The sequence below is a fragment of the Cognatundibacterium oligocarboniphilum genome (genome assembly GCF_013377855.1).
GTDB lineage: Bacteria > Pseudomonadota > Gammaproteobacteria > Burkholderiales > Burkholderiaceae_D > Undibacterium > Undibacterium oligocarboniphilum.
The window spans coordinates 129,021-154,428 of the sequence record NZ_JABXYJ010000006.1 but is presented as its reverse complement, the minus strand read 5'-3'; the positions used below and the strand labels follow the sequence as shown (position 1 = coordinate 154,428).

Sequence of the window (25,408 nt, the reverse complement as noted above, 5' to 3'; positions counted from 1 at the left end):
GCCGTCATGTCTGCGCATTGCCGGCCGGGTACAGACAGATCAGGACGGATCAGGACAGATACTGCAAACCCAGTCCCAGCAGCGCGGGCAGTGCCTGTATGTAGAGGATCTTGCGGCTGGCGGTAGCCGCACCATACAGACCCGCGACCAGTACGCATGACAGAAAAAAAACCTGCACCGGCTGACCTGCAGTCCCGAGGCTGAGTCCCCAAAAAAGACCGGCTGCCAGAAAGCCGTTGTACAGTCCCTGATTAGCCGCCAGCACCTTGGTGGCGGCTGCCGATTCCCGGGTCTGGCGAAATGCTTTCAGACCTGCCGGCTTTTCCCACAAAAACATTTCCAGTACCAGAATATATACATGCAACAAAGCGATGAGTGCGACGATCAGTTGTGCGGCCAGGAACATGGTTTTCTTTCGCTATTGATGAAATGAATTTCAGTGTGACAGAATCAGGCAGAAATGACAGATTTATTGTTCAGCCAGCCTGCTTCGCCGATCAACCCAGTCATAGCCTGTGACATCTGCTCGTTAAGCCAGCCAGTTGACGCGGCTGAATTTGGCTCTGAAATCATCCGGCATGGCCATCACTTTTTTGGTTTGGTAATTAAAAAATACAAAACCGGATTTTGCCATGGCAATCAGGGCCTGATCGGCAGGGCGCGTAATGCGGAAAGTAATGTCGCCGCCATATTGATTGAAATCCATGACCCCGACTTCAAACAACAACTGATCGCGCGCGTGGGCTTCTGCTTTATAGGTCGTGGCCAGGTCCGTGACAATGATGCCGATACCGCTATTGGCGGTTTCACGGATGCCGAATTCATACAGAAAACGGGCGCGTGCCTCGGAAATCATCGAGATCATGGAATCGTTACCCAAGTGATTGGCGCCATTGATATCCGTCACCCGAACCGTCAGCTGAGTGGAATAATAATATTGGTCTTCGGGAAAATACAGCTGCAGTCTTGCCATGATAGAAATCCAGTTCAGATCAGAAAATAATGCGCCGATTGTAACCGGCTTGCCTTCCCGTATGGATGCTGTCCGCCATCAAGGCTGAATCTTTATCGCCATGCCGACCGATCTGGGTGCCGTCAGCTGAAAGCCGAACTGCGCATACAAATCCTGCGCCTTACCGTCTGCGATCAGGCTGACGTAGGCGCTGGCCGGTGCTTCTGCCTGCAGATACCGCATGATTTCACGCATGATCATCTTGCCGATTCCCTACCCCTGGTGCGCGGGTAACGCCGCAATATCCACCACCTCGAAAAAACACCCGCCATCACCGATGACGCGTCCCATGCCAATGACGGCGTCATGCAGGCAAATCTGCACCGCGAATAACGTGCCGCGCAAACCCCGTTCGGCTGCTTCTGGTGTTTTCGGACTCAGGCCGACCGCCGCACGCAAGTGGCGATAGGTTTCGACCGATGGCGTTGCAGTCAGTATCTGTAAATCCTCAGGATTCATCATGGCGATTGCATATTGGATGAGAAAACAGGATTGTAATGCGCCAGGAGAGTACATGCCTGACTCGAACAATGCCATTGGGTAGTTTGACATTATGGAAATTGGCCGTACAGCCTGAGAATCAGTATGGTTATCTGATTAGTAATGCCATCCAAAAACGACTGAAACCGTTGTAAAATAGAGCTTCTGCGGGTGTAGTTCAATGGTAGAACGGCAGCTTCCCAAGCTTCATACGAGGGTTCGATTCCCTTCACCCGCTCCAGATGATCCTCCTTCCCTGAATTCCCGTATGTCTGATGCTGATTCCAAATTGACCGATAGTGTCAAACCGATGTTTTATGATCCTGCCGAACGCCGTATCCGTAGTTTTGTGACCCGTACCGGACGGGTGTCCGAGGCGCAGGCGAGGGCGATAGAGACGCTGGGGCCGAAATTCTGCATTCCGTATCAGAAAGCCATACTCGATGTGGATGCGGTGTTTGGCCGTCATGCGCCCGTGGTGTTTGAAATCGGTTTTGGCATGGGGGAAACCAGTGCAAAAATCTCGGCAGGTATGCCGGAGAAAAATTTTATCGGTGTGGAGGTGCACACGCCGGGCGTCGGCAGCTTGCTCAAGCTGACTGATGAAATGGGACTAAGCAATCAACGTATCATCCAGCACGACGCCTACGAAGTGTTGACACACATGATCGCTCCGGCTTCGCTGCATGGAATTCATGTATTTTTTCCTGATCCCTGGCATAAGGCGCGACACAACAAGCGGCGTCTGATTCAGGGGCCGCTGGTGGCCTTGCTGGCATCCCGGCTGGTGCCGGGCGGTTATCTGCATTGCGCAACGGACTGGGAAGATTATGCGGTGCAGATGCTGGAAGTGCTGAGTGCCGAGCCAGCGCTGGAAAATACAGCGGAAGGCTATGCGCCGCGCCCTGCTTATCGTCCGGTGACTAAATTTGAAAATCGCGGTTTGCGGCTTGGGCATGGCGTCTGGGATCTGGTGTTCCAGAAACGGTAAGTTGCAGCAAGGATGCAAAGCAGGGGAAACGCTGCTGGCGGTCTATGCAAAACGGCAGTCATGCAGACTGCCGTTTTTTTGATATCCGACGGGGACAATCAAGGTCTTGAATGTGTAGAGCAGGTGCTTGAGCGGCTCTCAAACAGAGCTGAAATTGTGCCCAGCGCACCAAACCGGATCTCAACGGGCAGGTTCAGCGGAACCGATGGGCTGCCTGCATACGAACCGGTGATGATGATTTGTCCGGCGCTGAGTCCGATGTTTTTCTGGCGTAAAAATTCTGCCAGCCAGTACAGCGGCAGGCGCGGGTTACGGTCAGGATGCTGCCCTGGCAATATCAGTGGCGGTTGACCTTCGATATGTATTTCAATCATGAATTGTTCTGGCAGTGCGGCACTTTCAGCAGCGATCGCCGGACCCAGTAGCAGCCCCTGATTCAGCAGGCTGTCAGCCAGATGGTCGGGAAAGTGCATTTGCTGCGGATGGCTGTAGCGACTGCCGATCAGTTCCAGCGCCAGATGGGTGTCTGCGATTGCTGCGTCAACCTCGGCAGGTGTATACGGCGTACTGCGCGGTGGTAAATCGTGCGCAAGCATCAACGCTATTTCAGGTTCGACCGGTACCGTTCCGTCACAACTCCAGACCGGGCAGCGATGAGTATGGCGAAAAATGGTGTCGCCGCTGATCGGTGCTGCAACCCATTTCCCCTCGACTGGCATGCCGCATTTCCAGCCATCGGTCTTCATTGGCATCTGCTGCACAACGCATTGTTGAATCGCAAACGCGGTTTCCAGATCCTGTGGACGATAATGCGGCGGTAAGGCGGTGATTGTCTCGCCATTTTTCCGCAGCTGTATCAATAGCCGGGCAGCAGCGGAAATGTCAGTATCGGTCATGATGGTCATGAAAAAATCAGCGGGTCAGCACAGCGGATACTATACCGGACGATGGAGGTTTCATGCACCCTGAAAAACAGCCTGCTGCATAACGATGCACAGCAGGCCGCGGGGAAGACGGGTACTGCCGGTCAGGTCGTTGCTGCCAGTTCCTGAGCGCGGGCGGAGACGGTTGATCTGACCAGTGTGACTGCCAGTGCCGCACAGATCAGCAAACCACCTGCCAGTCGCACGACATTTTCCGGATTTCCTGCCAGCAGGCTGTTGTAATACAGCGGCAAGGTAAAGATCTGGATAATCATCGGAATCACGATAAACATATTGAAGATTCCCATATACACGCCCGTGCGTTCAGCCGGGATGCAGCCGGCCAGCATCACATAAGGATTGCCCATGATGCTGGCCCATGCCAGACCGATGCCGATCATCGGAATAAACAGCAGGGCCGGTGTGTGTATCGAAGGAATGCTGAGCATGGCTATTCCCGCACAGGTCAGGCACAGCGCATGTGTGATTTTGGGACCAATGCGACGTGTCAGCGGAACCAGTGCAAAGGCTGAGATAAATGCGATCAGGTTATAGAACGCGCCCAGTTGCCCATTCAGCAGACCGGCTTCCCGAAAACCCGCAGAGGCCGGATCGTTGGTAGAAAAAATGGTACGACCAAGCGACAGCATGATGTATTGCCAGTAGCAGAACATGCCGTACCACTGAAACAGTTTCACGACCGCCAGCTGTTTCATGGTCAGCGGCATTTCCCTGACCGCGACGACAATCTCATCCAGCGTTGCCTGCCATCCGGCGGGTTTGCTTTGGAGGGCCGTGAGCTGTTCAGCGGTCAGCGGAATTTCTTTGGTAGTTTTCAGGGTCCACAAGATGGAGACTACCGAAAAAACGGCGCCGATCAGAAATGCTGCAATCACGATATGCGGAATATGATGAGAATTGACCGCATCTTTGTTCATGCCAAGCAGCACCAGCAGCGATGGCGTCAGATATGCCAGCGTCTGTCCCAGTCCGGTGAACGCGCTTTGCGTCAGGAAACCCAGGGAGTGCTGGCGGCTGTCGAGCTTGTCGCTGACGAACGCACGGTAGGGTTCCATGGTGACGTTGTTGGCGGCGTCGAGTATCCATAACAGGCTGGCGGCCATCCATAATGTCTGGCTGAATGGCATGAACAGCAGCCCCAGGCTGCACAGCAACGCACCGGTCAAAAAGTAAGGAGTACGCCGCCCCCAACGGCTGACGGTGCGGTCGCTCATGGCACCGATAATCGGTTGCACGATCAGACCCGTCATAGGCCCGGCCAGCCACAGATAGGGCAGGCTGGCTTCATCCGCACCCAGATATTTGTAAATCGGACTCATACTGCTTTGTTGCAGACCGAAACTGAACTGTATGCCGAAAAAGCCGACATTCATATTCACGACCTGCCAGAACGACAGCAGGGGTTTGTTCAGTGCAGCGCGCAAAGACGATGATGTGTGATTCATGGCATACCCTCATTCAGATCAGGCAGATTCCATTGCTGCTGCCAGCTCCGGTAAAAATCCAGGTTTTGCGGAACAGCGCCGCGGATACCGCAAATGGCTGCGGCAAACTGATGCGCACGTTGCAGGCTGAGTGCTGTATCCCAGCCACGGCAAAGACCCAGCAGGAAAATGGCGGAAAAAGCATCGCCGCCGCCGACCGTATCAACTACATCGACTGCGATCAGGTGCTCACCATTGCTCAGTAACTGTGCGTTGCGGTCGAGATACACATAGCCGCGGGCGCCGCGTGTGACGATGATGACCTGTAAATCGAACATCGTGATCAGCAGCTTCAGTAAAGGGACAAATTCTTCCGCTGTGGCATCGTCAGCCGGTGCTGATATCTGGCCGGCCAGATACAGACGGGAGAGCATTTTCAGTTCTTCTTCATTGATTTTAAGGATATCGGCACGGTATAGCGATTGCTCAATGACTGCCGGTGTGTATTGGCCGGTACGCAGATTCAGATCAAGATATTTCAACGCATCGGTGGTTGTCAGCAGCCTTTGCAATGCTTCACTGGATGCAGTCTGACGCTGTGCCAGCGTACCGAAATACAACACACCCTGATGGTGATCCGGATACAAGTATTCCCGTACATGGAATGCCGCTTCAGCATCGATATGGTCGTAAGCCTGATCGCGCAGAATATCGAACCGGTGATCGGTCTTATCGTCGGAATCATCCTGCGTCACCACTACCCGGCCGGTAGCGTGCGCCATGTCGGTTTGTATGCCTCCGCTGATCAGCGCATAGCGTTGTACTTCATTTCTGATCAGCGCGGCATTTGGGTCGTTACCGATGCGTGAGATCATGAGCGGTACGCATTGAAAATAAGCCAGGGTACGCGCTACGTTAAACGGCGCACCGCCCACCACCCGCTGATGCGGAAATTCATCAATCAACGCTTCACCAAAAATAACAACAGCTTGTCGTGTGGCAGTCACAGCATTACTCCGTTAGTATCAGGCCGCAGCAGCGGGGGCAGGGGTCAGCCAGTATTGAGACCACGGCTGGATATCGAGATCAGCATCTGCCGGCAGTTGATTGCATTCATTGTGCCAGCATTGCCGTGCCAGTTCCGGTGCAGGGCTCTGACCGGAACGCAGCAGCTCGGGCAAATTCAGCGTGACTGTCTGGTCTGAAAAATTGGCAATAAACAGCAAAGATGCACCGGCACTGCCGCGCAGCATCGCCAGCACCGCTGGATCTCCACAACGCAAGAGCTGGCGCGGCTGATCTGCTGCCAGCTGCGGTGAATGACGACGCAGCCGCAGCAGGTGAAGCATGCTGTTATAAATCTGTGCGGCCTGGTCGCCGACTTGCGTGGCGTCGATAACGGTATCCTGCCAGACCGGACGGTGCAGCCAGCGGCTGTCCAGCGCATGAGACGCAACCTGCTGATACGCTGTGTCATTTCCCTGTGCAAATTCATCGCCCATATAGATCAGCGGCATACCGCCAAAGCAGAATGTCAGCCCATACAGCAGCAGCAGGCGGCGTGCCGCCATCTGCATATCGGTTGCGTTGGCAGCACTGGCAAAACCTGTCAATGCGGAAGCCATACCGACCGTGCCATGCACTGCGTCCGGATCGCTGGCCTGAAAGCTGGCGCCGCGTGCATAGCTGTTTCCTTCTCCGGCGAGAAAACGGCTGACTGCCGACAGTCTTTGCTGTACGTCCTGTTTTCCCAGGCTGGCTTCAGGACGCAGCACATTCCAGCCTATGTCGTCGTGACAGCGCACATAAGTCAGCCAGCTGGTGTTCGGTGGCAAAACCGGCGTGCCACGTATGACCTCCTGCAGCAGTGCCGTATCCTGCTCCACCATCGATAGCCAGCCGGCGGCCATCAGGCTGCTGTGATAAGCCAGATGGCATTCCCGCGTTGCCGGAAACTCGCTGCCCAGATATGCCGGCAGTTCGGCAGTCGGGACGATGGCTTCGGCTTTCAGAAGAATGCCAGGAGCCACGATATCTGAGATGCTGCGCAGGATCTGCAGGATCAGATGCGCTTCCGGCTGATTCATGCAATTAGTGCCGGGGCGTTTCCATAAAAATGCCGTGGAATCTAGCCGGAATACTTCCACGCCGCGGTTGGCCAGCTGCAGCAGAGCGCTGGTCATGTCGGCCAATACTGCCGGATTGGTGTAATTCAGATCCCACTGGTAAGGGTAGAAAGTCGTCCACACCCATTCCTGCAGATCAGGAATGTAACTGAAATTACCCGGTGCGACCTGCGGAAAAACCTGCCCCAGCGTCTGTTCAAACAGATCAGGCTGCTGACGGTCAGGGTAATGGTAAAAATAATTTTTGTAATACGAATTGCCTTCTTTGGCGGCACGCGCCCAGGCATGATCATCGGCGACATGGTTCAGAATAAAGTCGGAACACAGACTGATGCCTGCGGCGCGCAGATGACGGGTCAGCTCCTGCAGATCCTGCATGTTACCCAGATGGGGGGCAATTTCGTCAAAATCGGCGACGGCAAAACCGCCGTCGTTTTCTCCCGCCCTCGCCTTCAGAAATGGCAACAGGTGCAGATATGTAACGCCCAGTTCGCGCAGATGCGGTATGCGGGAAATCACACCCTGCAGATCGCCGGCAAACCGGTCGGCGTAGGCGCAATAGCCGAGCATATTCTGGCTGGTGAACCAGTCCGGATACCGGCTACGTTCTTCATCCAGCTGACGCAGGGCAGCAGGCCGTGCGCAGATTGCCGCAGCCAGCGATTGCATCAGCTGCTCCAGCCAGCGTGTGAACGTTGCTTCATCAGCAAAAATATGACGGTAGAGCTGTTGCAATCCATTCAGTAAAACGCCTGCCTGTTTTTCATAGCGGATCTGAACTACGCTGTGCATTTCCCCAGGAATATGTGTGAGCAGGATTTGAAGACAGCGATCTCTGAGGTTCTGGAAAGACATGATGAAATCAGGCGTAAACAAGTTGGTAAAAGAGTCGGTAAAAAATCGGTAAGAAAATCGGTAAAAAACAGAAATCAGACGGGCAATGCTTGTAAAAATGCTCCTCCCGCGGAGGGGCGCGAGAGGAACAGGGTGCTACAGAGGACAACCGGTAAGGGCTTGATGCTTATTCACCGGTCCGGCCCGTGGAAAAACATCCGCACGGGCCGGACTCGTGATGATCAGAACGCGTATTTCAATGTGGCGCGGACGGTGCGGCCATTGATGGAGCGCGCTGCATGACCATCGCCTTCGACTTCGGTGTAGCCAATTGTGTTGAACAGATTGTTCACGCTCAACGAACCTTGCAGACGATCAGTGAACTGATAGTTGACAAACGCATTCAGCACATTGAATCCACCCAGTGTGATCGTATTGGCGTCATCACCATAAGACTTGGTGGTGCCGATCAGACTGGCGCCGATGACTGCATCGCCCATGGTGTAAGTCGGTGCCAATTGATACACGAGTTTTGCCTGGCGACGCGGCGTTTTGCCGATGATGCTGGCATCAGCCGCACCAACGATGCTGGCATTGGTGTAAGTCATACCGCCGGTCATGCGGAATGCGCCGATTCTGTAGCTGGCTTCGACTTCAACGCCTTTGGCATCATAGGAGTTGGAGGTGAATTTCTGTGTCGTGGCTTCGAAATTCGATTCATCGGTTTTCGCCTGGAACAGAGTCACGAAGCTGCTGAAATCCTGCACTTTCCATTTCACACCACCTTCGATCTGCTTGACGATATTGGTGCTGATCGGCACCGAGCCATCCAGCGGATTGCCGAACATGATGCGGTCGGCGTTAAAGGCAATCCCTTCACTGACGCGCGCAAACAGTGCCAGGTCACGGGTCAGGCGGTAATTGGTGCCGAATGAGTAAGAAGTATGATTGACGCTGTAATCGATGTATTTCAGGTTAGCCGGACGATATGCCTGATTGACTGCCTGATTGTAAGTGCCGCTGGCTTTCTGTTTGTCGTAACGCAGACTCGCATCCAGATTCCAGTTCCCGCTTTCCCAGCCCAGATTCGTGTACAAAGCATTGGTTTTATACTGCGTATCAATATTGCGGTTGCAGCAGCCGCCCCAGACGTCAGTTCCCTGCGCCAGCAGGCCGGGAGAGCCGGGGACTGTGGTTGAGGCGTTCAGCAGCGCCGGTTTGTCGCCTGTCGCCTGCAGCAGATACTGGTTGAAATTCCAGGTCAGGCCGACATTTTGCAGCGATGAGAAATAGCCGACGGTCGTCGCCAGTTTGCCGCCGGACAGATCGAAAATTTTGGACAGTTTCGCATCGTTGACGGTGCTGCCCAGATCATCGATGGAGGTGTTAAACACCGTCGCCGTGAATGCCGGGCCGCCGTAGGCTTTTCCTGCATTCGGGCCGGTGGCATAAGTCATGCCTGCCGGCGTGTTGCTGTTATTCGCCGGGAACAGGGAAATGAAGCGGCCGGAATTGCTCGACTTGCGGAATTTTTCATCCAGCGTCCAGCCGCCACCCAGATTCAGAGAGGCTTCTGCGCCGAAGGCATTGTTCAGCACATGCAGGCCATCATTCACATTGGTGGCGAGCTTGCTGTTATTTTTGTCCAGAACGATATCGCGGGTCCAGTAAGGGGAGTAAAAACTGGCAGTACGCGGATCGATGCCCGGTAATTCGGAAATCGTGCCATTCACGGTTTTGACCGGTACCGGCATGTTCATCGGCGTCTTGTCATCCAGATGTTTGACGCTCAGGCGGATATAGCCGTTGTCGAGTTCCTGGGTGATATTGGCGCGGATCTGACCGCCATCTTCAGCCGTCACGCCTGCCGGACGCGAGCTGTCACCGTTGCGATAAAAGCCGGCAACAAACATCCGGGTCTTTGGCGACAATGCTGCACCGTAGTCAAAATCGTAGCGGGTCTGATCGAAATTCAGCCCTTTGGTAATACCGATGCTGCCACCGGTTTCTTTGCCGGACTTGCTGATAAAGTTAATGATGCCGCCCGGGGAATTGGTCGCCATGGTCGATGCCGTGCCGCCGCGCACTACTTCCAGATGGCTCAGACTGCCGTCGGCGCGCAGATACATGTCCGGTGTGGCAAAGGCGACGTCACCGAACAGCATGATCGGCAGACCGTCTTCCTGGAACTGCACATAACGTGCGCCACCGGCAGAGATCGGTACACCGCGCACGGTCAGATTGGCATTGCCTTCACCGCCGGAAGACTCGGCGCGCACGCCTGGGACTGCGCGCAGAATTTCTGCCGCATTGGTCGGTGCTGATTGTGCAATCTGGTCTGCATCCAGTGAGCTGATGGACACACTGGCCTTCATTTTTGAAGTGCCGATCGGGGTTCCGGTCACGATCACCGAATTCAGGTTCAGGGAATTTTTTTCCTTTTCCTGATTGCTTGCTTCCTGTGCTGTGGCGATACCCATTTGCAGTAACGCCAGCGATACCAGGCTTGCCATGCGGGTTAATTTGATGTTGGTAGATGTCATTGTTGTCTCCGTTATTTTTCATGCGCATGACAGTCAGCGTTGTCATGCAGGGGGAAATCCTCAAAACCAAGCTGCCAGAAACTGGTGATGCAGCGACCGGCACTCGGGAGCAAAAGACCTCCATCAGTGTTCGCCGCTGCTGCGGTCGGGTGCGACAAGCACTGATGAAGATCTTTTGCGTTGCAGGTGTGATGAATTATGGTGCAAATTATTTTTTATTACAATCGATTGCAATACGTTGATGCAAAAATCATTTTTTGTGGTGCGGAAAAAATGCTATGAAGGAATGAATGTTGCTATTGCAGCCAATTAAAAGGGATTTAAAGATTGAATCTTAGTTGATGGAATAATGACTAATATATTGATTTGTATTGATTAAATGATGTTTTCTGTGGAAGAGTTGAAAGATCTTGTTCACTGTATTTTACGCACAACGTTGGTCATAAATTTGACTGAATTATCGCGGTGCAGCATTGAAAAGAATTGTAAAAACTACTCATTATGGAAATGAATTTGCTTTCAGGATTAATTTTATGCAAACGATTGCATTTTGAATTGTAATAATTGATTCAAGAGACAGGGTTCCATCGCCAGCTATAGGAAAATCGTGTTCAGGTGCTGCTTTTGCGGACGATCAGTTCGGTCGGCAGCAGTCGGGGTTGGGCATTGTTGTCGTGATCGACGATGGCGAGCAGCGCTTCGACCAGCGCTTGTCCTGCCTGCGCCATCGGTTGTCGTACCGTGCTGAGCGGCGGATGAAAATACCGGGCCAGCTCAATATCATCGTAGCCGACCACTGCTATGTCGTGCGGTACCCGGAAGTGTCTTTCGCGCAGCGAGTTAATCGAAGTCATGGCCAGCAGATCGCTGCAGGCAAACAGGGCGTCGAACGTTATCTGCCGCTGGCAGAGCTCGGTCACGGCTTCTTTGCCGCCATTTTCTGCAAACGATGCTTGTACCTGAAGCTGTGGAACTACGGGACGTCCGTACTGGATCAATGCCTTGCAATATCCTTCATAGCGCTGTGCGACTTCCGGCAACTGAATGTCTCCGAAAAAAGCGATATGGCGTTTGCCGCTGCGGATCAGATGTTCTGTCGCTAAAAATCCGCCGCTGACATTGTCGCTGCCGACGGTGATGTAGAGTTGCTGCGGTAACTGCGCGCCCCATACCACGACCGGAACACGGCGCGCAGCCAGCTGATTCAGCTGATCGTGGTGACGCCATTGCCCGATCAGGATGATGCCGGATGCGCGCCCGGTGTCATAAATCTGCGCAATGCTGTCGAGTTGCTCGGCATCGACGCGTGACAACAGCATGTCGAAACCGCGGTCGGTGAGCGCATCGGCCACGCTGCCGAGCATGCTCAGAAAAAACGGATCTGACAGATGCTGGCGGGTTTCGGCTTCATACGGAATCACCACAGCGACGGTGCGGCTTTGCCTGAGCCGCAGATTTTGTGCGCCGATGTTGATGGAGTAATTCAGGGAACGTGCGAGTTCCGTGATGCGGGTTTTGGTTTCGTCATTGACCAGTGGGCTGCCACTGAGCGCGCGTGACACGGTGGAGGTCGAAACCCCCGCCAGTCTCGCGATATCGGCCATTTGTAAGCGGCGCTGCTCCTTGCTGTCGGAACGGGAGCTGACCGCGCTGGGGTCACTGGTCGTGATTTTCATGCAGAGTATCTGAAGGGGAGGAGTGAATTGCGCCATTGGCTATCATGAGGAATTATAAGGCGCAATCTGCTAAAAATCTAACCGGTATGGAGATGTCCCGGTTTGGACGCTGGCGGATGTGTTTTGGATTTGAGCCATGTCGTCTGAGATCCGGGCGGATTGACCTGACCGCTATAGTGAGGCCAATCCGGTGCGGGGGCGCTGTTGAGGAGTTCTTTTGTGGTGCGATGCAGCCCGCCTTCCACGTTTGTTGCGATGGTGAGGTTACATCATTGGATAAAAAAGGCGCAACCGGTGACCGTCCGGTGTTTCTGCCGTGCAGCTCAGACCAAAATCGAGCGCAGTCGGTGTTTGCAGAATGTGGATACCCAATTGCTGCCATTTGCCGTAAGCGTCATGTAGCGCCGCTTCGGAGGCTACCGGCAGACATAGTTCCGTTTGCGCGCATTCGCAATGGGTGCCGGCAACCGGTAAAACATCCTGGCGTTTCCAGAGGCCGAGTTTGGCGCCGCCGCCGAGAATAAACAGTGCAAAACCAGGGCTGGCTTCAACTGGCGCTTTGCCGAGTAGACGTTCATACCAGGCAGCGCTTTCCAGAGGATGATTGACGTATTGAATGAAGTAAGCTTGAGAGTCCATGGCCGATCCTTTTTATCGCCGGCCCGCGGGATGCGAACCGTTAGTGATATTGTCGGCGTTGCCAGTGTCAGTTTTTGTCAGCAGTGACAGTCGATGTAGTGCGGCTTGTATTGCGGCTGTCGGAAGCAAGCAGTTCCTCTTTCCAGCGTTTCAGCAGTTTCTGGCGCGATTGCGGGTAACGTTCCCTGGTATCATTCAGCGCATGCAGGCGGTCGGTGCGGAAGTGGCGAAAGCTCTGACGTAGTTCGCACCAGGCCACGATCACCTGGGCATGATCGAAAAAAGTCAGCGCGCAGGGCCAGATGCGGCGCTCGCTGGTGTTGCCGCGCTCATCGGCATAATGGATGCTCAGTATGTGTTCCTGACGCACGGCGAGCCTGACCGCATGCAGCCATTCCGGATTGCCGGGAGAGCTGGCGCTGGGGCCGATCAGCAGGCCGGTGTGGTCGAGTTCGTGACGCAGTTCGGGTGGCAGCACCGCCGTGATTTTTGCCAGCGCATCTCTGGCCGATGCCGACAGACGTTGGTCGGCGCGGTCCGTCACCCAGCGCAGGCCGAGCGCAATGGATTCTGCTTCTTCGCTGGAAAACATCAGTGGCGGCAGCGTAAAACCCGGTTGCAAAATATAGCCGAGTCCGGCTTCACCTTCTATGCGCGCGCCTTGCGCCTGCAGGCTGGCGATGTCGCGATACACGCTACGCAGGCTGATACCCAGTTCCTGTGCAAGTGCTGCCCCACTGACCGGGTAACGGTAGCGGCGTAGTATCTGCATCAGTTGCAGCAGGCGTTCGGAACGGGACATGGCGGCTCAGGTGGAGGATGGACTCATTTGTGATTGAATCAGATTCAGAAGCTGTGCGCCATAGCTGTCGAGCTTTTTATCGCCGACGCCAGAAATGCCACGTAGTGCAGTCAGCGTGGCAGGTGACTGGCGTGCAATTTCGCGCAGGGTGGCATCGGGGAAAATCACGTAAGCCGGGACATTGTGGGTGCGTGCGGTTTCTACCCGCCACCAGCGTAGTTTATCGAACAGTGCTTGCTCGTTGCTGCTGAGTTCGGTTTCGGCAAAATCTTTGGCTGACTGCCGCTTGTGGCGCACTGCCTTGTCGGCTTTTTTGTATTGCCGCAGCTGCACTTTCAGTTCGCCGCGCAAGACTGCACGGGATTGTTCCGTCAGTATCAGGGCGCTGTAATTGTCGTAATCGACGGTAACCAGTCCTTGCGCGATCAGCTGGCGCAATAAGGCGCGCCATTCCGCCTCACTTTTTTCAGCGCCGATGCCAAAGGTGGACAGCTGCGTATGACGCCATTGCTGGACACGCTCGGTGTCGATGCCGCGCAGGATGTCGATCACATGCCCGGCGGCGAAACGCTGATCGACGCGGTAAATCGTGGACAAAATCTTTTGTGCTGCGACGCTGCCGTCAAACGACGTCGGCGGATGCAGGCAGGTATCGCAATTGCCGCAGGGAGCGGACGGCTGGCCGAAATATTCCAGAATGTGCATACGGCGGCATTGCAGGGTTTCACATAACGCCAGAATGGCGTCCAGTTTGACACCCTGCACCCGCTTGTAGGTTTCGTTGGCATCTGACTCATCAATCATGCGCCGCTGCTGCACCACGTCCTGCAGGCCGTACGCCATCCAGGCATTGGCGGTGGCGCCGTCCCTGCCGGCGCGGCCGGTTTCCTGATAATAACCTTCGATGCTTTTTGGCAGATCCAGATGCGCAACGAAGCGCACATCCGGTTTATCAATCCCCATGCCAAAAGCAATTGTGGCGCACATCACGATGCCATCCTCGCGCAGAAAGCGCGCCTGGTTGCGGCTACGTTCCGTCAGTTCCATGCCGGCGTGATACGGTAGGGCAGTGATACCGTGTTCATTCAGGAAGTCTGCGGTTTCCTCGACTTTTTTACGCGACAGGCAATACACGATCCCGGCATCGCCATTGTGCTGCGCCTGGATAAAATCGAGCAGCTGCTTGCGACCATTCGCTTTTTCGACGATCTGGTAGCGGATATTCGGGCGGTCAAACGAAGATACAAACTGCAGCGCATTGCCAAGCTGCAGCCGATGGATGATTTCATCCCGCGTTTGCTGGTCGGCCGTGGCGGTGAGTGCAATGCGCGGTACACGCGGGAAGCGTTCATGCAGCAGGGACAGGCGGATGTATTCTGGGCGAAAATCATGACCCCATTGCGAGACGCAATGAGCTTCGTCAATGGCAAACAGCGCGATCTCAACAATTTCGAGCAGCTCCAGGCAACGCTGTGTCAGCAAACGTTCCGGCGCGATATACACCAGGTCGAGTTCGCCTTCGCGCATTTTCTTTTCGACCGCCAGAATCTCGTCAAAACTCTGGGTCGAGTTGAGGAAGGCGGCACGCACACCGACTTCAGCCAGCGCATCGACCTGATCCTGCATCAGCGCAATCAGCGGCGACACCACGATCCCGACGCCACTTCGGATCAGTGCCGGAATCTGGTAACAGAGCGATTTTCCGCCACCGGTCGGCATCAGTACCAGCGCGTCGCCACCATGCGCGACGTGTTCTACGATCTGGGCCTGCTGCGAACGGAATGCCGGATAGCCGAATACCGTCTGCAGCAGATGCAATGCCTGGCCGGCGGTATTGGCTGTGTCGGAGAACTGAGGAACTGCTGACACTAATTAATCAACCCACTGGATCGTGCCTGTGTAAGCGGTCAGCAAAATCATGATGCCGAAAGCAATGCGGTACCAGGCAAACGCATTGAAATTGTGTGTGCTGATGTAGCGCAGTAACCAGCGCACGCAGAAAAAGGCCGAAATAAATGCAAAGACAGTGCCGAGGCTGAACATCGGCAAGTCTGCCATCGATAAATCCTCACGCGCCTTGTACAGCGAATACACCGTGGCGCCCAGCAAGGTCGGAATCGCGAGAAAAAAAGAAAACTCTGTCGCTGCCTTGCGTGACAGACCGAACAGCATGCCGCCGATGATGGTGGCACCGGAACGGCTGGTGCCGGGAACCAGCGCAAATGCTTGCGCCAGACCGATTTTCAGGGCATCCAGCATACGCATGTCATCCACCGACTGAATCCGGGCATGGCGGTCGTCATGGGTGTCGCTGCCCTGCTGGCGGCGTTCCACCCAGAGAATAATCAGTCCACCGATGATGAATGCCAGAGCAACCGGTACCGGAGCGAACAGCACAGCTTTGATTTTTTTGGAAAACAGAACGCCGAGCACCGCCGCCGGTAAAAAAGCAATGACCAGATTCAGCGCAAAGCGGCGGGCTTTGGCATCGCTGGCCAGTCCGCCCACCACCGCTGCGATTTTGGCGCGGTATTCCCAGCAGACGGCAAAAATAGCGCCAGCCTGAATCACGATCTCAAAAACTTTCTGCGTTTCACCGGTGAAGTTCAAGAGGCTGCCGGTCAGGATCAGGTGACCGGTGGAGGAAATCGGAAGGAATTCAGTGAGCCCTTCGACAATGCCCATGATGATGACTTTGATTGCAAGCAGTAAATCCATAATGTGTCAGTGGTCGGTAAGTGTAAATCGGGGTCGTTGGGAAAGAAAAACTGATAAAAAGCAGGAGCGGCTCGCAGCTTATCATGTGCCGCAAGGGCAGGCACAGAAATTTACAGGAATGACAGCAGGTGTTTTGCCCTTGTTTCGGATACTCCCCCGATAAATCATTAAAACATGCCGGACCCCATTGAAAATAAAGGGTCTTCTGAAATACTCGCGGGGAGTATGTTAAGCGCGAATACGGTATGTTTGCCTATAGTGGCAATCGCTGGCGAGAGTTGCGGTTTTTAAGACAGCTGGTATCGTTTTTTAATACCTTCTATTGATAAATTGTAGTACATGTCGATTTAAAAGATGCTTCGCCATATTGAATTGTTGCTGTTGGCTGATCTGAAGAGCGCAGCCGGCGCGGTTCACTGGTCAGTTTGCCCGTGAGGGCTGCATTTCTGCTTATGGGAGCACCGGCATGCCGCCTGTCATCACCTCCATTCCTTCCGCGCTGTCCGTCGTTCAGGGCGCACCGGACTTTCTGGCCTCTGCCATCATCAGCGTAGACCAGCCGGTCAGCATGGGCGCTTACTATTTTCAGGTGGTGCCGATCAGAGCCATGAAAAGCCTGCTGCTGCAGGTGCATTATCAGGAGCAGGCGATCATTACCGCCCATCTGCCCGCTATGTTTTTGCGCGGCGCGATGCTGGCTGCCAGCGCCGTGATCGGCGGACACGACTGCCTGCTGCTGACTGCCAATGCGGCTCCGGGTTCCGGTGCAGCTGCCAAATCGTGGTTCGGCATTTTCCGGCATGATGGCAAGCGTCTCTCCGCCAGCAGTCTGGATCAGCAGATTGTCCGCGCCAGAGCGCACCAGGATGGCATCGCACTGTTTTTTACCAACGGCGATTCGATGCGCATCAAGCTGTAAACAATTACCGCCGTTACCTCAGTTATTTCCGCCTTAACAGCAATACCGGTCAATGATGATCGGTATTGCTGTGTCTCACAACCTGTTCCCGCGTCCTTTAGCCGGTAGCACGACTTCACTGTGTTTCCGGAAGCGTTGCCAGTTCCAGCCGTTGCAACCAGAGCAGTGCCTGTTCGCGGCTTGCTCCGCACATTTCCAGCGACGCTTGCAGCCCGGAGCAGCAGCCGGGTCTGTCAGGCTGTTGAAAAATTGCGCAACGCATATCGCCCATCAGTTGCGGGCAGGCGGTGCCTGCAGGCTTACCCTCCGGCATCCCCGGAATCGGGCTGGTGATTGACGGGGCGATGCAGCAGGCACCGCAACCGGGGCGGCATTCCATGGCGTTGTTCATGCTTTCAAAAGGTCGGGATGGTACGAATCGGTTGAGTGAGTTTCTGTTTCCAGTACCACGTCAGTGCCGTTGTCCGGAGATATTGCCTGGCATTGTAGCGGATGCGCAAGCCGGAGCCACCGGGGTCTGACGCAGAAGCTGAGAGATTCTTGCCATTCACGCATGAATTTTGCGCATTCGCGGCAGGAATCCTGCATTTTGTCGCAGACGGATGGCAATTGTAGAGGGTATCCGGCATCATGCGATCCAGCCTTTGCTTGACGCTGCCAGGGGAGAGGATTACATTACTGACTCGTGAGTAAGTTATTTGTATCGCTGCTTTTTGCCGGATCGCGCCACCTTGATGCGCAGAGCCGGCGGGCAGGATGATACCTGAGCCGATTGAGTAATGTTTTATGTCATGTCCATTTAAACCCAAATGGGAGCGCCGCAAAGAAGCGCGTCCTCAGGAGCTGCTTGCCGCTGCCCTTGATCTGTTCGTTGAACGCGGTTTCGCCGCGACGCGGCTGGATGATGTGGCCCGCGCGGCGGGGGTCTCGAAAGGCACTTTGTACTTGTATTTTTCCAGCAAGGAAGATCTGTTCAAGGCCGTGGTCAGGGAAAGTATCGTACCGATGATCGGCGAGGCAGAAGGCGTGATTGATACATTTGAAGGACATACGGAAGAACTGTTCCGTCATGTGATGCATCGCTGGTGGGATAACGTCGGTAATACCAAATTGTCCGGCCTCCCAAAGCTGATGATGGGCGAGGCGGGGAATTTTCCTGAACTGGCGCGTTTTTATCAGGATGAGGTGGTCAATCGCGGTGAGCGCATGGTCGCCACCATGCTGAGGCGGGGTATGGCGCGCGGCGAGATCCGCGATGTCGATCTGGAGATTGACGCCCGTCTGCTGATTGCGCCGATGATTATGATGATGATGTGGAAGCACTCTGCCGGTGTTTGCGAAGTCGCACCCGAGAAACTGGATGTCTATCTGGAGCATTACATTGAAATGGCCTTGCATGGATTGCTGATCCGGCGTGTCTGAAGAATTTGTCAGCCGTTGCAGCAGACTCCGGGAGGCAGTCTGCGGCTGGTGTGTCATCGGTTAAAAAAATAATATCAGGAAATTCCGTCTATGCTGACTACCCGTAAAAAATGGCTGATCGCAGTACTGGCAAGCGTTGCGGCCGGACTGGCCATAACAGCGTTTGTATCCAGAAAACATGCGGTTGATCCGGTTCCGGCGTCAGCTGTACAAGCGGCGGCCAGAACATCGGCGCAGCCAGTGCAGGTGCTGGAATTTTTACCCTCCGACGTGACTGTTGTGCAACAGGGCGATGTGTCCCGATTACTGAGCCTGAGTGGTGCATTGCGTGCTTTTAATCAGGCGCAGATCAAAGCCCGGGTTGCCGGTGACGTGCGTGACGTGCTGGTGCGCGAAGGCGAAAGCGTGCAGGCGGGGCAGGTGGTGATCCGCATGGACCCTTCCGACTACGAGGCGCGTCTGGCGCAGGCGCAGGGCGCACTGGCGGCAGCGCAGGGGCAGCTCGATATTGCCAGGCAGGCGCGCGACAATAATCAGGCGCTACTGGCCAAGAATTTCATTTCCAAAAATGCTTACGACAATGGCGTGAACCAGTATGCGATCGCTGTAGCGAATGTGGACAGTGCAAAAGGTGTGCTGGCTGTCGCACAGAAGGCGTTGGCAGATACCCAGGTGCGCGCGCCGATGGCGGGTCTGATCAGCAATCGCAGTGTGCAGCCGGGCGAAAAAATTTCCGCCGATAATCGCCTGCTGGATGTGGTGGATTTGCGTACGATGGAATTAGAAGCCGCCGTTCCTGCAATGGAAATCAGCCATCTGCGTGTGGGACAGCAGGTGCAGGTGCGGATCGAAGGCATCGCCAGCCCGGTGGAAGGCAAAGTGGTGCGCATTAATCCGGCCACGGTTTCCGGTTCGCGCTCCATCATGGCGTATGTGCAGATCGTCAATCCGGATCTGCAGTTGCGTGCCGGGATGTTTGCGCAGGCAGAGCTGGTCGTTGAGAAAAAATCCGGCGTGCTGCTGATTCCCCAGGCAGCCGTGCAGTACGAAGCAGGCAAGCCGTTTGTCTATGCCATCGACAATAATACGGTGCAGCAGAAATGGATCTCGCCCGGTCTGGCGGGCGACAGCCAGGGTAATGCCGTTATCGAAGTCAGCGCCGGGCTGACGCAGGGGATGACTATCGTCAGGAATAATCTGGGCAGCATGCGTGCCGGCATACCGGTCCGGCTGGTGCCGTTGCCTGCCCCTGCGGTGAAAGGCTGATCATGTGGTTCACGCGCATCAGCATTGGCAATCCGGTACTGGCGACCATGATGATGATGGCCTTTGTTGTGCTGGGGCTGTTTTCGTATCAGCGCATGCGGGTTGATCAGTTTCCCGATATCACCTTTCCGGTGGTGGTGATCCAGACGGATTATCCGGGGGCTGCGCCTGAAACGATCGAGTCCGATATCACCCGCAAGGTAGAGGAAGCGGTCAATACGATCAACGGCATCAGTGCGCTGACCTCCCGCTCTTATGAAGGATCGTCGGTGGTGATCATGGAATTTGATCTGAACGTCGATCCGGCGCAGGCGGCGCAGGACGTGCGCGAAAAAGTGGCGCTGGTCAAGACGAATTTTCGCAAAGAGGTCAAAGAGCCGCGGGTGACCCGTTATGACCCGTCGGATAAACCGATTTTTTCTGTTTCAGTCACAGGCGACGATCGGGTCAGAAAGCGTAGTGTCCGTGAACTGACCACGATCGCTGATCAACTGGTCAAGAAACGGCTGGAAAACGTGCGCGGCGTTGGTTCCGTCACGCTGGTGGGCGGCGTCAAGCGCGAGATCAAGATTTACCTGAAACCGAATCAACTGGAAGCCCTCGGCATCGGTGTCGATCAGGTGATCGCGGCGGTTCGCAATGAAAATCAGGAATTGCCGACCGGCGCCATCCGTTCTCTGGATAATGAGAAAGTGGTGCAGATACAGGGGCGTGTTAAAAATCCGGAAGATTTCTCCCGCCTGATCGTGGCAAAGCGCGGCGGCCAGCCGGTATTGCTGTCGCAGATCGCCACCGTGGCAGACGGACAGGAAGAACAGGAAAGTCTGGCGCTGTATAACGGCCAGCGCACTATTGCACTCGATATCCTGAAAGCGCAGGGACAAAATACCATCGAAGTGGCCGACGGCCTGATTGCCGCGCTCAAAGCGCTGGAACCGCAGCTCAAGACGCAATACCCCGGCGTGAAACTGCAGGTCATCAAGGATGGTTCGCGTCAGATCCGGGTCGGTGTCGAAAACGTGCGCCGCACGCTGATCGAAGGTGCGTTGCTGACGGTGCTGATCGTGTTCCTGTTCCTGAATTCCTGGCGCTCGACCATCATCACCGGCCTGACGCTGCCGGTGGCGCTGATCGGTACTTTCCTGTTCATGGATATGTTCGGATTCACGATCAATATGATTACCCTGATGGCGTTGTCGCTGTGCGTCGGATTGCTGATCGACGATGCGATCGTGGTCCGTGAAAACATCGTGCGCCATGCTTCGATGCGGATTAACGGCCGTTTCAAAGACCACCATACGGCGGCGCTGGAAGGCACGGCGGAGATCGGGCTGGCCGTGCTGGCTACCACTTTTTCGATTGTTGCCGTGTTTCTGCCGGTCGGCTTCATGGGCGGGATCATTGGCCGGTTTTTCCATCAGTTCGGTATTACCGTCACCGCAGCGGTGCTGATTTCCATGTTTGTTTCCTTCACTCTGGACCCGATGCTGTCATCCATCTGGCCCGATCCGGATGCCCACGGCGAACATGCGCGCAGCGGTTGGTATGCCCGCACGATTGGCCGTTTGCTGGCGCAGTTTGAACGCGGCGTGCAATGGTTTTCTGCCGCGTATCAGCAGATGCTGCGCTGGTCTTTACGACACCGGATAAAAACATTGCTGATCGCCGCACTGACCTTTTTCGCTGGCCTGGCAATTCCGGGCACCGGGTTGATCGGGACCGAATTTGTACCGCAGGCCGACTATTCGGAAACCGGAATCACGTTCTACACACCGGTCGGCTCTTCGCTGGAACTGACGGAAAGCAAAGTTCATCAGGTCGAGGCCGTGCTGAAAGAGTTTCCTGAAGTGGTGGATACCTACAGTACCGTCAATACCGGCGCTGCACTGGGTAAAAACTATGTGACGACCTTCATCCGCCTCGTGCCGCGCCAGGCGCGGGTGCGCAGCACGACTCAGATGGCGGTTCCGCTGCGGAACCGGCTGGCGCAGATTGCCGGTATTACCGTGACCCACATCGGCGCGCTCGATGGTGTGGGCGGCGATAACAAGCAATTGCGTTTCAGTCTGCAGGGGACGGATCTCAAAGAGCTGGGGCGGCTGTCGGAAAAAGTGCAGGAAAAATTGCGTGCCATTCCTGGCGTGGTCGACATCGATACCAGCCTGAAAGCCGAAAAGCCGACAATTTCGATTACACCAAAAAGGGATATCGGTGCTGATCTGGGTGTCGGCGTGGCGCAGATCGGTGCGGCATTACGTCCTTTGCTGGCTGGTGAGGCAGCGTCTACCTGGCGTGCGCCGGATGATGAAAATTATGATGTGTCAGTGCGTTTGTCGCCGGATGACCGCAATAATCCGGATGATCTGTCGCGCCTGATGCTGGCCAGTTCGCAGCTCAATGCCGATGGCTCGCCGAAAATGGTTCCGTTGCGCCAGATCGCCGATATCAAACCGTCCACCGGCGCCAACCAGATTAACCGGCGCGATCTGAACCGTGAAGTGGAATTGTCCGCCAATGTGGTCGGACGTTCAGCTGGCGCCGTGAGTGCAGATGTGAAAAAGGCGCTGGATGCCATGGAATGGCAGCCCGGCTACCGCTACAAAATGGGGGGCGCCAGCAAAAATATGGCAGAGTCATTCGGTTATGCCTTGTCGGCGCTGGCGCTGGCGATCATTTTCATCTACATGATTCTGGCGTCGCAGTTTGCCAGTTTCCTGCAGCCGGTGGCGATTATGTCGGCATTGCCGATGACGCTGATCGGTGTTTTCCTGGCGCTGATGTTTTTCCGTTCCACGCTGAATATGTTTTCGATTATCGGTTTCATCATGCTGATGGGACTGGTGACCAAAAATGCGATTTTGCTGGTTGATTTTGCCAATCAGGCCAGAAAAGAAGGCATGTCCCGGATAGACGCATTGCTGGAAGCGGCGCATGTTCGTCTGCGTCCTATCCTGATGACCACGCTGGCCATGGTGTTTGGCATGGTACCGCTGGCGTTTGCATTATCAGAAGGCTCGGAGCAGCGGGCCCCGATGGGGCAGGCCGTGATCGGCGGCATCATCACTTCTTCCTTGTTGACGCTGGTGGTGGTGCCGGTGATGTATACCTATCTGGACGATCTTGGGACCTGGTTCAGCAATAAATGGCGTGGTGCAGATGCGTCCGATTCTCAATCAGAACCACAATCAAAACCGCAATCCGGCCATCCCGTTTGATAAAATGCTGGTTTCCCTTAATTTACGCAGCCGAGTGTACAAATGAATATCGAAAAAGCCCGTTTCAATATGATCGAACAGCAGATCCGCCCTTGGAATGTGTTGGATAAAGACATTCTGGATATGTTGATCGTTGTGAAACGCGAAAATTATTTCCCGGAAGACCAGAAATCACTGGCTTTCTTCGACACAGAGTTACCGTTGCCGGGTGGTGCCAAGGCCATGAGCCCGAAACTGGAAGCGCGCATTGTGCAGGAACTGGGATTGAAGAAGCAGGAATCGGTGCTGTTGATCGGCGCTGCTTCCGGTTATCTGGCGGCATTGCTGGCACATATGACGCGTCATGTGACCGTGCTGGAAACTTCCCCGTTGCTCAAAGATCTGGCGGAAAAAAATCTGGCGGCCAACGGTGTGCGTAATGTCAACGTTCTGTTGGCAGACGGTATTGCCGGTCAGCACACCGGTTCTTATGACGTGATTGTAGTGGCCGGCTCACTGGAATCGATCCCGGAACAGCTGAAAAAACAGCTGAACGTCAATGGTCGTCTGCTCGCCATTGTCGGTCAGTTGCCGGTCATGCGCGGTGTGGTGGTGACACGCCAGTCCGATGCCGGATTTGACAGCCGCGAAGTTTTTGATACCGTCGTGCCGCCAGCGCCGGGTGCGGTTGCTTCATCCGCTTTCCATTTCTGATACCGATTTTTGAGCAGGGACTATATGCAACATATCACCGCTTCAGAGCTGTCCCAGTGGCTGGCTGACAGCAGTAAAAAATCCCCGGTTTTACTCGATGTGAGGGAACCTTGGGAATTCGAAACCTGTCATATCAGTGGTGTAAAACTGATACCGATGCAGACTGTGCCGTTGCGTGTCAGTGAGCTTGATCCGGAAGAGACGATTGTCTGTATTTGTCATCACGGCGGCCGCAGCATGCAGGTGGCGAGCTTTCTGGAACGTCAGGGATTTGGCCAGGTCATTAACCTGACAGGCGGAGTGCATGCGTGGTCGCAGCAGGTTGATCCGCGGATGCCGACCTATTAATTGATTTTTTTGACTCGGAGCGTTTCATGCGTAATTCTGATATTGCGACCCTGCTCGCAGGTGTGTTTTTTTCTCTTAATGCCGGTGCGACAGATTTGGTCCAGATCTATCAGGATGCGCTGGCGAATGATCCTCAGTTCGCGAGTGCCCGGTCTTCGCTGACTGCCGGTCAGGAAAAATCGGTGCAAGGACGTGCCGGTCTGTTGCCGACTATCGGTCTGAGCGGCAGCGATACCCGCACCCGGACTGATTCGCAACCGGATATGCCGTTTGCTGACCGCAGCTATACCGGGACCAATAACACCTGGACGCTGGCGCTGTCCCAGCCTTTATTCCGCTGGGCTAACTGGCAGCAGTATGAACAGGGAAAATTATCGGTCATGGCCAGCGAAGCGCAATTCGCACAGGCACGGCAGGATCTGATCGTGCGGGTCGGTCAGGCGTATTTTGATGTGCTGGCGGCGCAGGATGCGCTGACCACCCTGCAAGCGCAAAAGGTGGCGATTTCTGAACAGCTGGCATCCGCCAAACGGAATTTTGAAGTCGGTACCTCGACCATCACAGATACGCACGAAGCCCAGTCGCGCTACGATCTGGCGATTGCGCAGGAGTTTGCGGCCCAGAGCGATCTGCAGGTCAAACGCTCAGCATTACAGCAGATTATCGGTAAGGAAGCTGGTGATCTGGCCACCTTGAAGTCCGGCGTGAAGCTGAGTTCGCCGCAGCCGGCATCGGTGAACGAATGGGTTGCTTCCGCTGAAAAACAGAATTTCAATGTCGTGGCTTCGGATGTGGCTGCTGAAATCGCCAAGCGCGATATCGAGCGAAACCGCGCAGGCCATTATCCGACCGTGGATCTGGTGGCTTCGACAGGACGCACTTCTCTGGGTGGTGCTTCCGCTACCGGAACCGGAGTGGTGAAGCCGACGACGATCGGTGTGCAGTGGAGCATCCCGCTGTTTGCCGGTTTTGCGGTCGATAGCAAAGTGAAGGAAGCGGTTGCCCTGCATGACAAGGCGCGCAATGACCTCGAAGCAAACCGCCGCAGCGCGGCACTCGGCGCACGTCAGGCATATACCGGCGTGACCAGCGGCCTGGCACAGGTGAAGGCCTATGAGGCGGCTGAAATTTCCAGCCAGTCTGCACTCGACTCTAACAAACTGGGTTATCAGGTCGGTGTGCGTATCAATATCGACGTGCTCAATGCGCAGCAGCAGCTGTACACCACACGGCAGAATCTGGCAAAAGCACGGTACGACACCATCATGAATGGTTTGCGTCTGAAGTCTGCCGCCGGTACGCTGAAAGACAGCGATCTGACAGAAGTCAATGATTTGCTGCAGCACTGATTTTCTG

General features: G+C 55.0%; 24 protein-coding genes and 1 tRNA gene. 10 read left to right on the top strand and 15 right to left on the bottom strand.

All coding sequences use genetic code 11. The features are described from left to right. Positions 1-49: 49 nt before the first annotated feature. The 4 genes from HV832_RS11970 to HV832_RS17370 form a co-directional block, all read right to left on the bottom strand. The gene (locus tag HV832_RS11970; RefSeq protein ID WP_176804078.1) at positions 50-406 is read right to left on the bottom strand and encodes a DUF1304 domain-containing protein; all 357 of its coding nucleotides are present in this window, start codon (positions 404-406) and stop codon (positions 50-52) included. Between the two features lie 123 nt (positions 407-529). Next, positions 530-973 (bottom strand): thioesterase family protein, encoded by a 444-nt coding sequence (locus HV832_RS11965; RefSeq protein WP_176804077.1) that lies wholly within the window; start codon positions 971-973, stop codon positions 530-532. Between the two features lie 78 nt (positions 974-1,051). Then, entirely contained in the window at positions 1,052-1,207 is a 156-nt protein-coding gene (locus HV832_RS17375; RefSeq protein WP_244954616.1) for a hypothetical protein, read from the bottom strand. An 18-nt stretch (positions 1,208-1,225) separates the two neighbouring features. Further along, positions 1,226-1,474, bottom strand: coding sequence for a hypothetical protein (locus HV832_RS17370; RefSeq protein WP_223827276.1), 249 nt, complete (start codon positions 1,472-1,474; stop codon positions 1,226-1,228). A gap of 185 nt (positions 1,475-1,659) precedes the next feature. On the opposite strand from HV832_RS17370, the gene HV832_RS11955 reads away from it, so the two are divergent. Both HV832_RS11955 and trmB read left to right on the top strand, forming a co-directional pair. Beyond that, positions 1,660-1,733: transfer RNA gene (locus tag HV832_RS11955), tRNA-Gly, on the top strand. 27 nt (positions 1,734-1,760) lie between these two features. After that, positions 1,761-2,483, top strand: coding sequence for a tRNA (guanosine(46)-N7)-methyltransferase TrmB (trmB, locus tag HV832_RS11950; protein ID WP_176804076.1), 723 nt, complete (start codon positions 1,761-1,763; stop codon positions 2,481-2,483). A 98-nt stretch (positions 2,484-2,581) separates the two neighbouring features. On the opposite strand, the gene HV832_RS11945 is transcribed toward trmB, so the two are convergent. From HV832_RS11945 to HV832_RS11925, 5 genes are all read right to left on the bottom strand, one after another. Next, complete coding sequence (locus HV832_RS11945; protein WP_176804075.1) at positions 2,582-3,388, bottom strand: 2-keto-4-pentenoate hydratase; 807 nt, start codon at positions 3,386-3,388, stop codon at positions 2,582-2,584. 122 nt (positions 3,389-3,510) lie between these two features. Continuing rightward, positions 3,511-4,872, bottom strand: a complete 1,362-nt coding sequence (locus tag HV832_RS11940) for an MFS transporter (RefSeq protein ID WP_176804074.1) — start codon at positions 4,870-4,872, stop codon at positions 3,511-3,513. After that, positions 4,869-5,858 carry a PfkB family carbohydrate kinase gene (locus tag HV832_RS11935; protein ID WP_176804073.1) on the bottom strand — a complete coding sequence of 330 codons (990 nt, stop codon included), beginning with the start codon at positions 5,856-5,858 and terminating at the stop codon, positions 4,869-4,871. The genes HV832_RS11940 and HV832_RS11935 overlap by 4 nt, the downstream gene beginning before the upstream one ends. Positions 5,859-5,876: 18 nt before the next feature. Then, the gene (locus tag HV832_RS11930) at positions 5,877-7,769 is read right to left on the bottom strand and encodes an alpha-amylase family glycosyl hydrolase (protein WP_176804072.1); all 1,893 of its coding nucleotides are present in this window, start codon (positions 7,767-7,769) and stop codon (positions 5,877-5,879) included. Positions 7,770-8,053: 284 nt separating this feature from the next. Next, positions 8,054-10,354 (bottom strand): TonB-dependent siderophore receptor, encoded by a 2,301-nt coding sequence (locus HV832_RS11925; protein WP_176804071.1) that lies wholly within the window; start codon positions 10,352-10,354, stop codon positions 8,054-8,056. A gap of 20 nt (positions 10,355-10,374) precedes the next feature. Here HV832_RS11925 and HV832_RS11920 point away from each other — a divergent pair, with 20 nt between their 5' ends. Then, a complete protein-coding gene (locus HV832_RS11920) occupies positions 10,375-10,596 on the top strand; it encodes a hypothetical protein (protein WP_176804070.1) in 222 nt (73 codons plus the stop codon). A 369-nt stretch (positions 10,597-10,965) separates the two neighbouring features. Here HV832_RS11920 and HV832_RS11915 read toward each other — a convergent pair whose 3' ends face one another. The 5 genes from HV832_RS11915 to HV832_RS11895 all read right to left on the bottom strand — a co-directional run bounded on the left by HV832_RS11915 (position 10,966) and on the right by HV832_RS11895 (position 16,189). Then, a complete protein-coding gene (locus tag HV832_RS11915; protein ID WP_223827277.1) occupies positions 10,966-12,030 on the bottom strand; it encodes a LacI family DNA-binding transcriptional regulator in 1,065 nt (354 codons plus the stop codon). 264 nt (positions 12,031-12,294) lie between these two features. Beyond that, positions 12,295-12,669 carry a VOC family protein gene (locus HV832_RS11910; protein WP_176804069.1) on the bottom strand — a complete coding sequence of 125 codons (375 nt, stop codon included), beginning with the start codon at positions 12,667-12,669 and terminating at the stop codon, positions 12,295-12,297. A gap of 67 nt (positions 12,670-12,736) precedes the next feature. After that, positions 12,737-13,471 (bottom strand): helix-turn-helix transcriptional regulator, encoded by a 735-nt coding sequence (locus HV832_RS11905; protein WP_176804068.1) that lies wholly within the window; start codon positions 13,469-13,471, stop codon positions 12,737-12,739. A 6-nt stretch (positions 13,472-13,477) separates the two neighbouring features. Next, positions 13,478-15,340, bottom strand: a complete 1,863-nt coding sequence (gene recQ, locus HV832_RS11900; protein WP_176804067.1) for a DNA helicase RecQ — start codon at positions 15,338-15,340, stop codon at positions 13,478-13,480. A 3-nt stretch (positions 15,341-15,343) separates the two neighbouring features. Beyond that, positions 15,344-16,189, bottom strand: a complete 846-nt coding sequence (locus HV832_RS11895) for an undecaprenyl-diphosphate phosphatase (protein WP_176804066.1) — start codon at positions 16,187-16,189, stop codon at positions 15,344-15,346. Positions 16,190-16,655: 466 nt separating this feature from the next. Between HV832_RS11895 and HV832_RS11890 the strand changes: the two genes are divergently transcribed. Then, entirely contained in the window at positions 16,656-17,108 is a 453-nt protein-coding gene (locus tag HV832_RS11890) for a hypothetical protein (RefSeq protein ID WP_176804065.1), read from the top strand. Between the two features lie 115 nt (positions 17,109-17,223). Here the strand turns inward: HV832_RS11890 and HV832_RS11885 are convergent, their stop codons facing one another. Beyond that, positions 17,224-17,499, bottom strand: coding sequence for a YkgJ family cysteine cluster protein (locus HV832_RS11885; RefSeq protein WP_176804064.1), 276 nt, complete (start codon positions 17,497-17,499; stop codon positions 17,224-17,226). A gap of 395 nt (positions 17,500-17,894) precedes the next feature. Here HV832_RS11885 and HV832_RS11880 point away from each other — a divergent pair, with 395 nt between their 5' ends. The 6 genes from HV832_RS11880 (at position 17,895) to HV832_RS11855 (ending at position 25,401) form a co-directional block, all read left to right on the top strand. Then, positions 17,895-18,530, top strand: coding sequence for a TetR/AcrR family transcriptional regulator (locus tag HV832_RS11880; protein WP_176804063.1), 636 nt, complete (start codon positions 17,895-17,897; stop codon positions 18,528-18,530). Between the two features lie 90 nt (positions 18,531-18,620). Then, entirely contained in the window at positions 18,621-19,796 is a 1,176-nt protein-coding gene (locus HV832_RS11875; RefSeq protein WP_176804062.1) for an efflux RND transporter periplasmic adaptor subunit, read from the top strand. 2 nt (positions 19,797-19,798) lie between these two features. After that, positions 19,799-23,011 (top strand): efflux RND transporter permease subunit, encoded by a 3,213-nt coding sequence (locus tag HV832_RS11870; protein WP_176804061.1) that lies wholly within the window; start codon positions 19,799-19,801, stop codon positions 23,009-23,011. A gap of 42 nt (positions 23,012-23,053) precedes the next feature. Beyond that, positions 23,054-23,704: a protein-L-isoaspartate O-methyltransferase family protein gene (locus HV832_RS11865; protein ID WP_176804060.1), complete on the top strand. Its 651-nt coding sequence runs from the start codon at positions 23,054-23,056 to the stop codon at positions 23,702-23,704. A gap of 24 nt (positions 23,705-23,728) precedes the next feature. Continuing rightward, complete coding sequence (locus HV832_RS11860) at positions 23,729-24,052, top strand: rhodanese-like domain-containing protein (protein WP_176804059.1); 324 nt, start codon at positions 23,729-23,731, stop codon at positions 24,050-24,052. A 26-nt stretch (positions 24,053-24,078) separates the two neighbouring features. Continuing rightward, the gene (locus HV832_RS11855; RefSeq protein ID WP_176804058.1) at positions 24,079-25,401 is read left to right on the top strand and encodes a TolC family outer membrane protein; all 1,323 of its coding nucleotides are present in this window, start codon (positions 24,079-24,081) and stop codon (positions 25,399-25,401) included. Positions 25,402-25,408: the final 7 nt, after the last annotated feature.

What these genes read in the sequence shown, in the direction of transcription:
- HV832_RS11965 (WP_176804077.1), bottom strand. Translation starts at nt 973, where the DNA reads ATGGCAAGACTGCAGCTGTATTTTCCCGAAGACCAATATTATTATTCC.
- HV832_RS17370 (WP_223827276.1), bottom strand. Translation starts at nt 1,474, where the DNA reads ATGATGAATCCTGAGGATTTACAGATACTGACTGCAACGCCATCGGTC.
- HV832_RS11860 (WP_176804059.1), top strand. Translation starts at nt 23,729, where the DNA reads ATGCAACATATCACCGCTTCAGAGCTGTCCCAGTGGCTGGCTGACAGC.
- HV832_RS11890 (WP_176804065.1), top strand. Translation starts at nt 16,656, where the DNA reads ATGCCGCCTGTCATCACCTCCATTCCTTCCGCGCTGTCCGTCGTTCAG.
- HV832_RS17375 (WP_244954616.1), bottom strand. Translation starts at nt 1,207, where the DNA reads ATGCGTGAAATCATGCGGTATCTGCAGGCAGAAGCACCGGCCAGCGCC.
- HV832_RS11885 (WP_176804064.1), bottom strand. Translation starts at nt 17,499, where the DNA reads ATGAACAACGCCATGGAATGCCGCCCCGGTTGCGGTGCCTGCTGCATC.
- HV832_RS11880 (WP_176804063.1), top strand. Translation starts at nt 17,895, where the DNA reads ATGTCATGTCCATTTAAACCCAAATGGGAGCGCCGCAAAGAAGCGCGT.
- HV832_RS11920 (WP_176804070.1), top strand. Translation starts at nt 10,375, where the DNA reads ATGCGCATGACAGTCAGCGTTGTCATGCAGGGGGAAATCCTCAAAACC.
- HV832_RS11970 (WP_176804078.1), bottom strand. Translation starts at nt 406, where the DNA reads ATGTTCCTGGCCGCACAACTGATCGTCGCACTCATCGCTTTGTTGCAT.
- HV832_RS11925 (WP_176804071.1), bottom strand. Translation starts at nt 10,354, where the DNA reads ATGACATCTACCAACATCAAATTAACCCGCATGGCAAGCCTGGTATCG.
- HV832_RS11905 (WP_176804068.1), bottom strand. Translation starts at nt 13,471, where the DNA reads ATGTCCCGTTCCGAACGCCTGCTGCAACTGATGCAGATACTACGCCGC.
- HV832_RS11910 (WP_176804069.1), bottom strand. Translation starts at nt 12,669, where the DNA reads ATGGACTCTCAAGCTTACTTCATTCAATACGTCAATCATCCTCTGGAA.
- HV832_RS11930 (WP_176804072.1), bottom strand. Translation starts at nt 7,769, where the DNA reads ATGCACAGCGTAGTTCAGATCCGCTATGAAAAACAGGCAGGCGTTTTA.
- trmB (WP_176804076.1), top strand. Translation starts at nt 1,761, where the DNA reads ATGTCTGATGCTGATTCCAAATTGACCGATAGTGTCAAACCGATGTTT.
- HV832_RS11870 (WP_176804061.1), top strand. Translation starts at nt 19,799, where the DNA reads ATGTGGTTCACGCGCATCAGCATTGGCAATCCGGTACTGGCGACCATG.
- HV832_RS11940 (WP_176804074.1), bottom strand. Translation starts at nt 4,872, where the DNA reads ATGAATCACACATCATCGTCTTTGCGCGCTGCACTGAACAAACCCCTG.
- HV832_RS11915 (WP_223827277.1), bottom strand. Translation starts at nt 12,030, where the DNA reads ATGAAAATCACGACCAGTGACCCCAGCGCGGTCAGCTCCCGTTCCGAC.
- HV832_RS11895 (WP_176804066.1), bottom strand. Translation starts at nt 16,189, where the DNA reads ATGGATTTACTGCTTGCAATCAAAGTCATCATCATGGGCATTGTCGAA.
- HV832_RS11865 (WP_176804060.1), top strand. Translation starts at nt 23,054, where the DNA reads ATGAATATCGAAAAAGCCCGTTTCAATATGATCGAACAGCAGATCCGC.
- HV832_RS11945 (WP_176804075.1), bottom strand. Translation starts at nt 3,388, where the DNA reads ATGACCATCATGACCGATACTGACATTTCCGCTGCTGCCCGGCTATTG.
- HV832_RS11855 (WP_176804058.1), top strand. Translation starts at nt 24,079, where the DNA reads ATGCGTAATTCTGATATTGCGACCCTGCTCGCAGGTGTGTTTTTTTCT.
- HV832_RS11875 (WP_176804062.1), top strand. Translation starts at nt 18,621, where the DNA reads ATGCTGACTACCCGTAAAAAATGGCTGATCGCAGTACTGGCAAGCGTT.